Source organism: Sodalis praecaptivus (assembly GCF_000517425.1).
In the GTDB taxonomy this organism is placed as follows: Bacteria; Pseudomonadota; Gammaproteobacteria; order Enterobacterales; family Enterobacteriaceae; genus Sodalis_A; species Sodalis_A praecaptivus.
The window spans coordinates 565,034-578,711 of record NZ_CP006569.1 but is presented as its reverse complement, the minus strand read 5'-3'; the positions used below and the strand labels follow the sequence as shown (position 1 = coordinate 578,711).

The following is a 13,678-nucleotide window of genomic DNA, read 5'->3' as shown; positions in this document are numbered from 1 at the left end:
TTGACGGCCCACGCGTTGCGCCGCCCCCGCGATTGATTTCCGGAGCAGTGATTATGCCTACGCCTACTACCGCGCCGGCCCGGCAGGCCGGCTTCATCAACGTGGTCAGAGTGATCAGCGGTAACTTTCTAGAAATGTATGATTTTATGGTATTTGGCTATTATGCCAGCGCCATAGCCGCCACCTTTTTCCCTGCCGGAACGCCTTTTGCCTCATTGATGTTGACCATGATGACCTTTGGCGCCGGCTTTCTGATGCGCCCGCTGGGCGCGCTGGTGCTTGGCGCCTATATCGACCGCCGCGGCAGGCGTGCCGGGCTGGTATTGACGCTGGGACTTATGGCGTTCGGCACGCTGACCATCGCCTGCGTACCCGGCTACGCCACTCTCGGCTTGCTGGCGCCGGCGCTGGTGCTTGCCGGCCGGCTACTGCAGGGGTTTTCCGCCGGCGTTGAACTGGGGGGCGTGTCGGTCTATCTGGCGGAAATCGCGCCCGCCGGCAGAAAAGGGCTGTACATCAGTTGGCAGTCCGCCAGTCAGCAGCTCGCGGTCATTTTTGCCGCCCTGCTAGGCATGACGCTCAATCATTACGTCGGCGCGGAGATGATGTCGCGTTGGGGGTGGCGTATTCCATTTATCGTCGGCTGTCTGATCCTGCCCTGCCTGTTTTGGATCCGGCGCATGCTGGAGGAAAGCGAGGCATTCCAAAAACGCCGCCCACCGCCGCGCACCCGCGAGATTTTCCACTCGGTGGCGCGCAGCTGGCCGCTGATAGCCCTTGGCGTTTGCATGGTTGCCGCCACCACCGTCTCGTTTTATATGATCACCGCTTTTACCCCGACCTATGGCAAAGCGATACTTCATTTCAGCGCCGAGGAAAGTTTTATTGTTACGTTAGGCGTAGGTCTCTCCAATCTTTTCTGGCTGCCGCTGATGGGAGCGCTATCGGATAGAATCGGTCGCCGCCCGCTGTTGCTGACCTTTACCAGCCTGATGCTGCTGACGTCCTATCCGGTACTCTACTGGCTGGCGGACGCGCCTACCTTGCAGCGTCTCATTGCCGCGGAGCTCTGGCTCTCCTTTCTCTACGCCGGCTACAATGCCGCCATGGTAGTCACGCTGACGGAAATCATGCCCGCCGAGGTGCGCGCCACCGGTTTTTCCATGGCCTACAGTTTAGCGACAGCGATCTTTGGCGGCTTCACCCCCGCCATCGCGAGTGTGCTTATTCATCAAAGCGGCGACAATGCGCTGCCTGGCGTTTGGCTATCGCTAGCGGGCTTGCTGGGGTTAATGGCCGCGCTGCTATTGCCAAGATTATACCGAGCCGGCGCCATGACAACGGCTTATTCATCACCCGTGATAAGAACCCTGCGCCAGAAGTAATATATACCTGAAACGCGAAAAAGGCGCGCAGGAAAGGTTCGATAATCAACCATTCTAGTGACAAATTAACTAGATTACGGAACGTGATTAATTTAAGCGCCACGCGAAAAAATAGATATAATACAATCCACCGCGGGATTAAATTCCCTTTCTCCATTAATGGAACCATTTACCACTCAGTTGTTTACAGCGGGCCGTGAAATAAACTATACTGCCGTCTCTATATGTTATAAATCAAACGCATTTAGCGTTTATTTGGAAATTTTTTAGCCGCTCACCGTTTACGGCGCGGCTTTTTTCATATTACACGTAATAATACCGTTCGCTATTTTTCCGCATCCAGTAACGCTTCGCATTAAATTACTCTTTTGCAAATCAACTGAAGAAGTAACTATTACCTGACTTACCCTGACAGCCGAAACAGGATAAATTTTCGTCTTCACTCCCTCCGCGGTCCATTGGCGGCAGCGGTTTTGGCCGCTCGCGCTTTTGCCCACAGCGCCGGCTATGCCACCGGCCTTTATGGCGTGCCGATGTGCATTAAGCGTCACCCTAACGCGGCCCAAATCCGCGCTCCGAGCGGTTTATTGGCACCCGGTGCTGGCGGCCCGCGCTGCCGATAGGTGCATACCGTTGCCGAGCCTGACTGCGTTACCAGGCAGGACATAACGTGTTACAGGTGCATGTGATCGCTACGGCAAAGGGCGCGTTTTCGATTTCATCCTCCACATCGACGACGGCATTCGCGCCTAGTTTTCCCCGCGCCGCTGGTTCAAACCGCCTCTTGCGGTTAGCAACGCCAGGCGGCGGCCCTGGCGATATTCGCTCGGCGAGCCACACAAACGCCTGTCTCACCTTTACATGGCACGAATGCCCTTTCTGCCAAATCTGCGGGCGCCATCGCGCCACAGGGATTATGGCGTAACCGGACGGCGGCGGCGGCTGAGGCAACGGCGCATCCTTTTGCCGCCGCCCGGCCTCGGGCGTTTTAACGGATTGCAGGACACTTTCTTTTGCGCTTTATTACCCAGAACCCGGCGTCTCGACGCCCGAAGCCCTGCCCCCTCAATGTCCGGGATCTTGCGTCTCAATCACCGGGACCCTGCGCGTCGATGTCCCGGATCTTGCGCCTCGATAATCGGAGCCCGGTGTCTCAATGCCCGAGATCTTGTGTCTCGACGTCCGGAACCTACGCCTCAATGCCCGAGATCTTGCGTCTCGACGCCCGGAGCCCTACGCCTCAATGCCCGATATATTGCGTCTCGACGCCCGGAGCCTACGCCTCAATGCCCGAGATCTTGTGTCTCGACGCCCTGAACCTACGCCTCAATGCCCGAAATATTGCGTCTCGACGCCCGGAGCCCTTCGCCCTAATGTCCAAATATTGCGTCTCGACGCCCGGAGCTCTTCGCCCTAATGTCCGAAATATTGCGTCTCGACGCCCGGAGCCCTGCCCCTCAATGTCCGGGATCTTGCGTCTCAATCACCGGGACCCTGCGCGTCGATGCCCCGTATCTTGCGCCTCAATAAGCGGAGCCCGACGTCTCAAAGCTCGAAACCACGCGCTTTACTGCCTTAACGCCGGGGTTGTATTGCCCACGAAAGTGCCTTGCCTTGCCGTGCCGCAACCCACGCACAGCGGCCTACGGTGCGCTTGCGCTTGCCTTACCCACGACAGGGCTGAATGTACCCTAGGCTGTCGGCGCAGGGGCATTGAGCCGCAATACTCGGAGCCCAGTAAAACCGCCCCTGACGAACTACGCCTTCGCCACGTTGCCTATGCGCGTTGGCGCTATCGTTAATCCGGTGCGCCCCCTGGCCGTGAAGATGTCCCCTGCTCAACCGCATCATTGCACTAAAGAGTGCGATTTACCGGTACGCTAACTATTCAAATAATGCGCGAAGAATATGTTCCAATAATCCTTTCCCGCGATAACATTAAAGTGTTATGACGAACCCGGGTTGTTAAAATTTGTTGTTAACGCTAATAATAGATATCCTTTTAAACCCTGCCCGAAGGGTGGCGGATCGGATAAAAATTATTATGCCAAGTTAACGACTTCGGTATTTACAGCGCAATTTTCTTTCAATTATACTGAGAACGCTGTAAGACTAAACCTTACTTGGGATTTTATGGAAACAATATTGCCGCGCAGGCTTTTCGGCGCGGCTTTTTTCTTAGCTTGCGAGTGATAATAATTCAGACTCACCATAATAAAGTGTTGATTATCGACTATCCCAGCATTATAAATCATTATTCAGCAAAGCTAATTCATTACGCTTGGCAAAATGAATTCCCCCTCCCCATTAAGGCAAATGGAATAAGGTAAACACCTTATTAAACTAATTTCATAAAATACTCCGTATGCAGACGCTGCAGTTCTTTTTCAGTGAGTCCAGTGCAATTTTTAATTAGCGTGCGATCTACACCGCCGGCCAGCAGATGAGTGGCGATGCTAAGCGTAGCCTGCCTGCGTCCTTCTTTCTTGCCTTCCAGCCTGCCCTTGTCCATCCCTTCCAGCAGCCCCTCGAGCATCCCTTTGCGCATGCCCTCCATCAACCCTTCCAATCTGCCTTTTTTCATGCCCTGCAATTCGAGATAATGCGCAATATTCATCGATTCCTCACTGTCCTTATGGTTAATTTTGAGGCTAATCAATAGCGGCTACTAAGCACGTGATGCCGTCTCTTCCCTGGGTCATCGCGGACCAGCACGATATTAATTTTCAGCCGCTTGAGTCTAACAAAAGGGGGGTATAACGGGAATATGGTAGCGCTTATTACATTTGTTACATGCAAAACATGTGATCCGTTTTTGATTTAGCATTCACCTTGTTCATTACCTCACACGAAAGCCATGTCATTAAATGCCATTAAATAGAGTGCCGGGATTAAGTTTATCCCGATCGTATGCTGGATCCCTCGCGTCGGGCCATGCCCGCGCTGCGCTATCGGCCGCTTTGCCTGAAGCCACCAGCCTGACGCCCGGGTGACCCAGATGCACCGCCGCGCTGCCCGTTCGCTGAGGGTAAACGGACTGTCGTCACCCTTACCCGGTCGAGACGGCCGGCGGCCTTCACTGAAGCGCAGCATGACGCTGACCACGCGCGCGTAGTGCCCCGGCACGGTTTTGCTAGAGAAATAATAATTATTTATGCAATATTGTATCGACTCTACGTTTCATGCTGTTTTTGCGTTATCGTTGACTTCATCGGTCCAGGTACCAGGGGGTAAAGTGACGCATTCGGCTATTCTCATCAGCGATGCCCAGGAGGCGGATTTGCTCGCCATTCGTGATATCTATGCCTGGCATGTGCAACACGGTATCGCCAGTTTCGAGACCGAGCCTCCGTCCTTGAACGATATGATGGCCCGCCATACGGCGGTAATGGCGCAAGGTCTCCCCTGGCTGGTGGCCCGGCAGGACGGTGAATTGCTGGGTTATTGTTATCTTTCCCCTTACCGTCCCCGTTACGCCTATCGTTTCACCGTCGAGGATTCCGTGTACATCCATCCGGCAAAGGCCGGACGCGGGCTCGGTTCGCTGCTGTTGCACGAGGCCATCGCCAGGGCGGAAAAAGGGGGCTGGCGCCAGATGCTGGCGATTATCGGTAACGCGGAAAATCACGCTTCGTTTCGTTTGCATCAGAAGCTCGGTTTTCACTTGATAGGCAAGCTTCAAGCGGTAGGTTTCAAACATGGCCGCTGGGTGGATACCCTGTTGATGCAGCGCAGCTTGGGGGAAGGCCAGCAAACACCGCCCCGCGACGGTTAAAAACGCGGTAAATCACCCACCGCCCGCGGCGGGAAGGGCGCCCGGCCTTCGGTGCCGCCAGTCAACCCGCAACCTTCGCTTACGCTTGGAGGCCGCCAATGCGCCGGCGCCGACCTAGACAGATTTGACGCTAACCGCGCGCCAGCCCGTCCAGTGCACCGGCCCGTCCAGTGCACCGGCGCCGACCTGAACTGACTTGCCGCCAATGCGCAGGCGGGCCCGACCTGGGCCGTGGCGCAGACGTTTGCAGGCTTGCGGCGTGAGGCGCACGCGGGCCTGCTTCTACGCCGGCAGATAAAAGATCAGGATTCGGGCGGTGTCGTGGACGACAGGTTAGCGTTCTCGACTATCATTTTCTGCGGCATCGACAGCGTTATGCCCTCGGCGCGCAGGCGCTTTAAGATCTCGAACAGCAAATCGCTTTTGGTGGATGCCACGACGCGCGGGCTACTGACAAAACCGGTAACGCTCAATACGATTCCCGATGGCGTCAGTTGGCTGAAAGTCACCGACGGCGCGGGCGCGCTTTGCACCGCCTCATGTTCGCGGTAGGCTTCCAGCAGCAGCGTGCGGACCTTTTCAGGGTCGATATCCAGCGGGAACGTCAGCGCGATCGTGGCCACGCCTTGCGCGTTACCCATAGTGGCATTGCGCACGTTCTGGGAAATCAGTTGGGAATTGGGCACGATTACCGTCGAGCGGTCGCCAAGCTGGATCTCGGTGGCGCGCACGTTGATGCGGCGAATATCGCCTTCTATGCCGCTGATACTGATGAGATCGCCGACTTTTACCGGGCGTTCCGTCAGCAGGATCAGGCCGGAAATGAAATTCTTCACGATCTCCTGTAGGCCGAAACCGATCCCCACCGACAGCGCGCTGACGATCCAGGCCAAATTATTCCACTGGATACCGAGTGTGGATAAAGTCAACAGGATCACCAGCACATAGCCGACATTGCTAAACAGCGTCACCAGCGAGGAACGCATTCCCGGTTCCATCATGGTCTTCGGCAGGAAATCTTTCTCCAGCCAGCGTCTGGCCGAGCGTAAAACATAGATGGCGATAGCCAGGAAAATCAGTGCATTCACCACGTGGGCAGGGACGATTTTAAGCTTCTCCAGTCCCTTTCCACCCCAGACTTCCAGCACTTTATGCAACAGCGCTAACGGGGTGGTGGAACCGAAATTGCCATTAATCAATGCGATAGCGCCAAACAGTAGCAATAGCGTCTTGCCGATGGCCGACAGTAAGGTGGCTGCCTGGGAGAGATGCCGGTCGTCGAGATTAAACATTTGCTTTATTCGCTGCCCCAATGGCGTATTGGGGGCGAACAAACCGTCACATAGGTCCACCACTAAATGGATCAGAAAATAAAGCAGGGAGAGCACGATGCCCACCCAGATGAGTTCAAAGGTTAAAAAGCGTGCTAAGGAGATATAGCCAATCAACAACGCAAGCAAGATGGCAATCGCGGTCACTGTAACGCATATAAGCACCAGCCCCACCACTGCCGAGCGCTTTTGCGTCGTTGTCGCATCGGTTAATTGCTCGCGCCGCGTCCGTTTGATGCGTATGAGGCCGGTAAGCACGACTGACGCTATCAGCAATGATGACAGGCCGTAGCCTAAACTTGCCGTGGCTACGCTGGTACCCACGCTAATATTGAGCTGATCAATGACACCGGAGATCCATACCACTCCCCCCAACAGCGGCGGTATCGGTTTCATGGCTCGCGCTATTTCATCGGGCATCGCCGGCAGCCGCCAAGAAGGACGCTGATTGGATAAAAAACCACGTCCCAGCCCGGCAATGAGTGATGAGAAAAAGGTCAGACGCAAAACGCCATCGGCGAAGTCGACCACCTCGTCGGAGATATCCGGCAGTCTAACGAACATGAAATGGATAAATTGCACGCCAATGCTGATACTGAACACCGTTATCAGCGCGGTAGAGCAGGCAAGGAAGCTGCGCCGTAGCCTTCCCTCGGGCAAGACATGGATGCTGAACCAGCCTAGCGGCTTATCCAGTATACGTGTACAGAAACTCCACATCAGCAGCGCCAGCACGAGCAACATCGCCGAGCTAAGTCGCCACTCGGACGACCACGCTTCGTGCCAGCCATCGACAAGGTCGTCGCCAAAACCGGCCAGCCGACGCTTATCGGCAGACTGAGACTGCAATACCGGCGCCCAGAAACTCGCCGACAAAATGCTTCCCGAATTCAACGCCATTTGAGAACGCATATAATTGCGGCGGATATCAACAATTTGCACCGACAATTTGGTGGCGCTGGCGCTAATGGTTTTGGCCCGCTCTATCTGATTATCAAGCAGGGTTTTGCGCGCGTTCAAACTTTTGCGGCTTTGCGCAACCGCGCCGGTCTCTTTGGTTGCAGCATCGGTAGGGACGGGCCCCAATACATCCAACTGAGCCTGAAGTTGTGTACGATCCGGTTGCAGCGCGGTCACTAGCGCATCGGCGTCACTGGTCAACTGTTGGGCGCTATCGTTGAGCGCGTTCAGTTGATTATCGGCCGTGGTATTGGAGACCTGCTGCTTAAGCGAGTCGAGACCTTTTTGCAATTTACTTAATTCCGCCGCGGCATTGATTTTTACCGGCGTGGCGCTGTCGCTCGCGGCCGCCGGCGCATCATTCGCCCGCGCATCGACCGTGAGGGCGCCAAACGCCAGCAACACGCTGAAAAACAAGCCGCAAAAACCTTTCATATCACATTTGGAAAACGTAGGCATAGCGTAAATTTTCTCGCAAATCATAAAAGCAGCCGCCGCACGTGCCGAGGGCCGGTCGCGTCAGAAAGAGTCCATCGCCGGCGAATGCAGGGTGGCGTCAACAATATTACCAGCTTATTATGTTTTTAGCGTCATCGTCAGCCGACAGTCAGCCTCCTCGCGGATCGCACCCTTTTGTTAAAAACGGTTTTAGGCGTGCTCAGCCCCTCACTATCCGCCCGTCTGTACTACAATCGTAGCAGCTGTCTACCCTGGCGCCCGTCGGTGCAAGCCGGCACAGTTCATTGTCATTGACCGAGGTAAATCTATGAGAAACTTTATTTTTTCGTCACCAGGAAAATACGTCCAGGGCAGCGGCGTCCTGGATGAATTGGGTCATTATCTGTCCGCCCTGGGCAGCAAAGCCTTTCTCATCGCCGACGATGTGGTATGGGGTATTACCGGCGAGCGGGTGCAGGCCACGTTAAAAAAAGCCGATATTGCTTACAATTATGAACGTTTCAACGGCGAAGCATCGGGCAACGAAATCCTCCGGCTAGCGGGGGTGGCCCGCGATGCGCAAACGTCCGTGGTGGTCGGTCTCGGCGGCGGTAAAACGCTGGATACCGCCAAAGCGGTCGCTGATGAGTTGAAACATCCGGTGGCTATCGTGCCGACGGTCGCCTCCACCGACGCCCCATGTAGTGCGCTGTCGGTCATCTATAGCGACGACGGCGTTTTCGATAGCTACCGCTTTTACAACAAAAATCCGGAATTGGTGCTGGTGGACACCGCCGTTTGCGCCCAGGCGCCGGTGCGGCTGTTCGCCTCGGGCATCGCCGACGGCCTGGCCACCTACGTGGAGGCCCAGGCGGTCAAACGCACGAACGCCCTGTCGATGGTCGGCGGCAAACCGACCATCGCCGGAATGGCGATAGCCGCCGCCTGCGAGGAGACCTTGCTCACCTATGGCTATAGCGCCTATCAGGCGGTCGCTAAGCGCAAAGTCACGCCGGCGGTGGAGGCGGTGGTGGAAGCCAATACCTTGCTTTCCGGCCTGGGCTTTGAAAACGGCGGTCTGGCCGGCGCCCACGCGATCCACAACGGTTTTACCGCCATTCAGGGGGATATTCATCATTTGACCCACGGTGAAAAAGTCGCCTACGGCACGTTGACCCATATGGTGCTGGAGCAGCGCCCGGATGACGAAATCGCCCGCTACATCCGTTTTTACCGCCAAATTGCCATGCCGACCACGCTTAAGGCTATCCACCTGGAAAACGAGCCCTATGAAAACCTGGTGAAAGTGGGCGCGCTGGCCTGCAGCGAAGGGGACACTTTGCGTAACTTGAACGCTTATCTCAGCGCTGAAGACGTGGCGCAGGCGATAATCGCCGTCGACGCGTTCAGCCGCACCCTTGCCGATTGACGGGCCGATGACCGACAAAGCGGTCGAATTACGTAAAATAAAACGTCTGGCGCTGACCTTGTTGGTCAGCGCCGCGGCGGTTTTCATCCTCACGCTTTTCCTGCCGGCCAATTTCTGGGTCAACGGTCTGAAAGCCGTTTCCGAGGCGGCCATGGTGGGCGCGCTGGCGGATTGGTTTGCGGTGATTGCGCTGTTTCATCGCGTCCCCCTGCCCTTTATCGCCCGTCACACCGCCATTATTCCGCGCAATAAGGCAAAAATTGCCGATAATCTCGCGCTATTTGTCCAGGATAAATTTCTTGATACCGCCTCGATTGTCGCCCTGATACGCCGCCACGATCCGGCGAGCCTCATCGCCAATTGGCTCAGCACGCCGGATAATGCCGCCCGGCTGAGCGGTTATCTCCTACAGTTGCTGAGCGGTTTGCTGGATTTCACCGACGATCGGCGCATTCAGGGCTTCCTGCGCCAGGCGGTACATGCGGCGATCGATAAAATCGATTTATCCCGTTCCACGGGCTCGATTCTGGATAGCCTGACCCGCGACGGCCGCCATCAGGCTCTGCTGGATGCGGCAATTTCGCAATTGACCGCGTTGCTGAACAAACCGGAAACCCGTTTGCTTATCAGCGAGCAGATCGTGCGCTGGTTCAAGCGCGAACATCCTATCAAAGAACGGTTGCTGCCAACGGATTGGCTGGGCGAACACAGCGCCGACCTAATTTCCAACGCGGTCAATTCCATTTTGGATGATATCGGTCAGGATAGCGGCCACGAATTGCGCCGGCGTTTCGATCGGGTTACCCGTCATATGATAACCCGGCTTAAGCAGGATCCAACGATGGCCGCCAGAGCCGAGGAGATCAAAGCGTATCTGAAAAATGATGAGGCGCTGAATAGCTATATCCGCGGGCTGTGGAGCGATATGCGCGCCTGGCTGAAGGCGGATCTTGCGCACGACGCCTCGTTGCTGCACGCCCGGGTGGCGGAATCCGGCCGCTGGCTGGGCGAAACCCTGTCCCGCGATCCCGGCGTGCGCGCGTCGTTAAATCATCATATGGAGTTGGCGGCGGCGAAAATGGCACCGGAATTCGCCCTGTTTCTCACCCGCCATATTAGCGATACGGTAAAAAGCTGGGATCCGCGAGATATGTCGCGGCAAATTGAACTGAATATCGGCCGCGATTTACAGTTTATCCGTATCAACGGTACCCTGGTGGGAGGGCTAATTGGCGTCGTCCTTTACCTACTCTCGCAGTTGCCGACGCTGCTGACGTTTGTGACCCGGTGACAAGCCCGCAGGCCGCCGCCGAGCATGGGAGCAAACGTCGCCGCAGTACTAGGTAAGAAACACGCCCGGCCGGGTTGCATGAATTTGTGGCCGCTTGTGCGTTTTGTCAGCGCCCGTGCCCGGCCCTTAACGCGCGTCAGCTACACTAAGAAGTCATTGATTACCGATCCGCTGGAAGGAAAGCGCCCTTATGACGGATTTACCCAAACCCGGCATTACCCGCAATATTGGCGATCGCGGCATTATCGGCGACTTGCGTTCCGCTGCGCTGGTGGCGCGCGACGCCACCATCGACTATTTCTGCTGGCCCGATCTCGACAGCCCGTCGGTTTTCGTCGCGCTATTGGATAGCGAGCAAGCCGGCCTGTTCAGTTTACAACCGGACTGGCCCGACGCGCGGCTACAACAGCTGTACCTGCCGGACACCAATATCCTGCAAACCCGCTGGCTGTCGCAGCAGGGGGTCGCGGAAGTCACGGATTATATGCCGATTAGCGACGATCTGGAGCGTTTACCGCTGATTATCCGCCGGTTACAGGTATTGAAGGGTCGCGTCAGCTGGCGCATGCGCTGCGCGCCGATGCCAGACTATGCGCGCGCCCGACCTGATGCCACGTTAAACGATGGCGCGGTAACCTTTGTCACCCAAGGTCAGCCGTCGCTGCGGCTGGCTGCCAACGTTGCGCTGGAATGTGAAGATCACGCCGCGGCAGCGACCTTTACGCTCGGGCCGGGCGAGCAGGCGATATTTGTTTTCGGCGGTGCCGACGACGACCGGGTGGCGGTGGATCATACCGACGTCTTATTCGCCGAAACGCTGCACTATTGGCAGCGTTGGTCGGCGCATAGTAATTACCGCGGCCGCTGGCGGGAAATGGTAAACCGCTCGGCGCTGGCGCTGAAATTGCTTACCTCCGCCCGGCACGGCTCGATCGCCGCCGCCGCCACCTTCGGCCTGCCGGAGACGCCGGGAGGCGAACGCAACTGGGATTATCGCGCCTCATGGCTGCGCGACGCCTCGTTTAGCGTCTATGCCCTCATGCGGCTGGGCTATACCGATGAGGCGAAAGCGTTCAACCGCTGGGTCGGCCGGTGTATGGCCAACAGCCGTTTTGATCCGGAAAAATTGCAGGTGGTTTACCGTCTCGACAGCGGCACCGAACTGCCGGAAGCCGATTTACCTCACCTGACCGGCTATGGCGGCGCCCGGCCGGTACGCATCGGTAATCAGGCTTACCGCCAGCGGCAGTTGGATATCTATGGCGAACTGATGGACGCCATCTATCTGGCCAATAAATACGGCGATGCAATCCCGCACCAGGGTTGGCAACACGTAGTGAATACCGTCAACCATGTGTGCGATTGCTGGCAGCAGGCGGATGCGGGTATTTGGGAAATGCGCGGCGAACCGCAGCATTTTCTCCATTCGCGCTTAATGTGTTGGGTGGCGCTGGACCGCGCCCTGCGCCTTGGCATGAAACGATCGCTGTCGATGCCCTATGGCCGTTGGGACAAAGCCCGCGCCGCCATCCGCGAGGATATTTGGTCAAACTTCTGGAATCCGGAGCTCGGCCATTTCACCGCTACGCGCCACGGTAAAGATCTGGACGCCTCAATGCTGCTAATGCCGCTTTTCCGCTTTGTTAGCGCCACCGACCCCGAGTGGTTGGCAACCCTGGACGCCATTCGCGCCCATCTGGTGCATGATGGCCTGGTGCGACGCTATATCGCCGAGGAGACGCCCGCTGACCCCCTGGAGGGGGAAGAAGGGGCCTTTGCCGCCTGCTCGTTTTGGTATGTGGAATGCCTGGCGCGCGCCGGGCGTTTGAGCGAAGCGCACTTTGAATTTGAAAAGCTGCTGCGCTACGCCAACCCGCTGGGCCTGTATGCGGAGGAATTTGACCGTCGCGGCTATGCCCTCGGCAATACGCCGCAGGCGCTAACCCATCTGGCGCTGATAAGCGCCGCCTTTTTCCTTGACCGCAAGCTCGACGGTAAAGATCCGCTGTGGCAGCCCTAGCGCCGTCGCGCCGCGGGCGCTAGCCAGGTGCCCGCGGTTGCGATACGGACGTTATCCCTTTATGTTAGGAACCACTGCAACGGCGAATTCGGCGTCTGGACGCTTTTTTCCAGCTCGTAAAGGTGAGGGCAATGCGCATATTAGTAGTGGGCGCCGGCGCGACCGGCGGGTATTTCGGCGGCCGTCTGGCCGAGGCCGGACGCGACGTGACCTTTTTGGTGCGACGGACGCGGGCGCAGACATTGCGCCAACACGGTCTGCAAATTATCAGTCCCTGCGGCGATGTGGTGCTGCGGCCCACGCTTGTTGAGGCCGGCGACCTGGCGGACCACTACGATGTGATCCTGTTGACGGTGAAAGCCTTTTCGCTGGCGGCGGCCATGGAGGATATCGCCCCCGCCGTTGGCCCGGAAACGGCTATCGTGCCCCTGCTCAACGGCATGGGGCATCTGGCGCGCCTGCGTGAACGCTTTGGCGCCGAGGCGGTCATGGGCGGCGTGTGCAAAATCGCCGCTACGCTGGACGCGCAGGGCCGCATTGTGCATTTTACCCCGCCGCACCAGCTATTTTACGGCGAACTGGACGATAGTCGCTCCGCGCGGCTGGCGCGTATCGATGCGGCACTGCGCAACGCCGGTTTTGACGCCTGCGCCGCACCGTCAATCACCACCGCGCTGTGGGAAAAGTGGATATTACTTTCGAGCCTGGGCGGCATTACTTGCCTGATGCGCGGCACCATCGGCCAGGTCGCGGCGGCGCCCGGCGGCGAAGCTTTCGCTCGCGCGCTGATAGAAGAGGTGGCGTCGGTCGCAGAGGCCGGCGGCTACCGGCGGCGTGATGAGGTTATCGCAGAGACCACCGCCCTGCTGACCCAGCAGGGATCGCCCATGACCTCCTCCCTATATCGGGATCTGATAGCCGGCAACGCCGTGGAGGCGGATCAGATCATCGGCGATCTCAAAGCCCGCGCCGACCGCGCCGGCCTGCCCGTTCCGCTGATAAGTGCGGTATGGACGCACCTGTCGGTATATCAGCAAAACCGCGGGTAA

General features: G+C 57.3%; 8 protein-coding genes. 6 read left to right on the top strand and 2 right to left on the bottom strand.

Annotated elements, in window-relative coordinates; genetic code table 11:
* The first annotated feature begins 53 nt into the window (after positions 1-53).
* Complete coding sequence (locus tag SANT_RS02645; protein ID WP_025420750.1) at positions 54-1,385, top strand: MFS transporter; 1,332 nt, start codon at positions 54-56, stop codon at positions 1,383-1,385.
* Positions 1,386-3,723: 2,338 nt separating this feature from the next.
* Here the strand turns inward: SANT_RS02645 and SANT_RS02640 are convergent.
* A complete protein-coding gene (locus tag SANT_RS02640) occupies positions 3,724-4,002 on the bottom strand; it encodes a hypothetical protein (RefSeq protein ID WP_025246665.1) in 279 nt (92 codons plus the stop codon).
* A 618-nt stretch (positions 4,003-4,620) separates the two neighbouring features.
* On the opposite strand from SANT_RS02640, the gene SANT_RS02635 reads away from it, so the two are divergent.
* A complete protein-coding gene (locus SANT_RS02635) occupies positions 4,621-5,160 on the top strand; it encodes a GNAT family N-acetyltransferase (protein ID WP_025420749.1) in 540 nt (179 codons plus the stop codon).
* Between the two features lie 302 nt (positions 5,161-5,462).
* On the opposite strand, the gene SANT_RS02630 is transcribed toward SANT_RS02635, so the two are convergent.
* Positions 5,463-7,910, bottom strand: coding sequence for a DUF3772 domain-containing protein (locus SANT_RS02630; RefSeq protein ID WP_051440206.1), 2,448 nt, complete (start codon positions 7,908-7,910; stop codon positions 5,463-5,465).
* A 307-nt stretch (positions 7,911-8,217) separates the two neighbouring features.
* Between SANT_RS02630 and SANT_RS02625 the strand changes: the two genes are divergently transcribed.
* The 4 genes from SANT_RS02625 to panE all read left to right on the top strand — a co-directional run bounded on the left by SANT_RS02625 (position 8,218) and on the right by panE (position 13,678).
* Positions 8,218-9,318, top strand: coding sequence for a glycerol dehydrogenase (locus tag SANT_RS02625; protein WP_025420747.1), 1,101 nt, complete (start codon positions 8,218-8,220; stop codon positions 9,316-9,318).
* A gap of 7 nt (positions 9,319-9,325) precedes the next feature.
* Positions 9,326-10,609: a DUF445 domain-containing protein gene (locus tag SANT_RS02620; protein WP_025420746.1), complete on the top strand. Its 1,284-nt coding sequence runs from the start codon at positions 9,326-9,328 to the stop codon at positions 10,607-10,609.
* A 190-nt stretch (positions 10,610-10,799) separates the two neighbouring features.
* Positions 10,800-12,629, top strand: a complete 1,830-nt coding sequence (locus SANT_RS02615) for a glycoside hydrolase family 15 protein (protein ID WP_025420745.1) — start codon at positions 10,800-10,802, stop codon at positions 12,627-12,629.
* Positions 12,630-12,760: 131 nt separating this feature from the next.
* Positions 12,761-13,678: a 2-dehydropantoate 2-reductase gene (gene panE, locus SANT_RS02610; RefSeq protein ID WP_025420744.1), complete on the top strand. Its 918-nt coding sequence runs from the start codon at positions 12,761-12,763 to the stop codon at positions 13,676-13,678.

What these genes read in the sequence shown, in the direction of transcription:
- SANT_RS02625 (WP_025420747.1), top strand. Translation starts at nt 8,218, where the DNA reads ATGAGAAACTTTATTTTTTCGTCACCAGGAAAATACGTCCAGGGCAGC.
- SANT_RS02630 (WP_051440206.1), bottom strand. Translation starts at nt 7,910, where the DNA reads ATGCCTACGTTTTCCAAATGTGATATGAAAGGTTTTTGCGGCTTGTTT.
- SANT_RS02640 (WP_025246665.1), bottom strand. Translation starts at nt 4,002, where the DNA reads ATGAATATTGCGCATTATCTCGAATTGCAGGGCATGAAAAAAGGCAGA.
- SANT_RS02645 (WP_025420750.1), top strand. Translation starts at nt 54, where the DNA reads ATGCCTACGCCTACTACCGCGCCGGCCCGGCAGGCCGGCTTCATCAAC.
- SANT_RS02615 (WP_025420745.1), top strand. Translation starts at nt 10,800, where the DNA reads ATGACGGATTTACCCAAACCCGGCATTACCCGCAATATTGGCGATCGC.
- SANT_RS02620 (WP_025420746.1), top strand. Translation starts at nt 9,326, where the DNA reads ATGACCGACAAAGCGGTCGAATTACGTAAAATAAAACGTCTGGCGCTG.
- panE (WP_025420744.1), top strand. Translation starts at nt 12,761, where the DNA reads ATGCGCATATTAGTAGTGGGCGCCGGCGCGACCGGCGGGTATTTCGGC.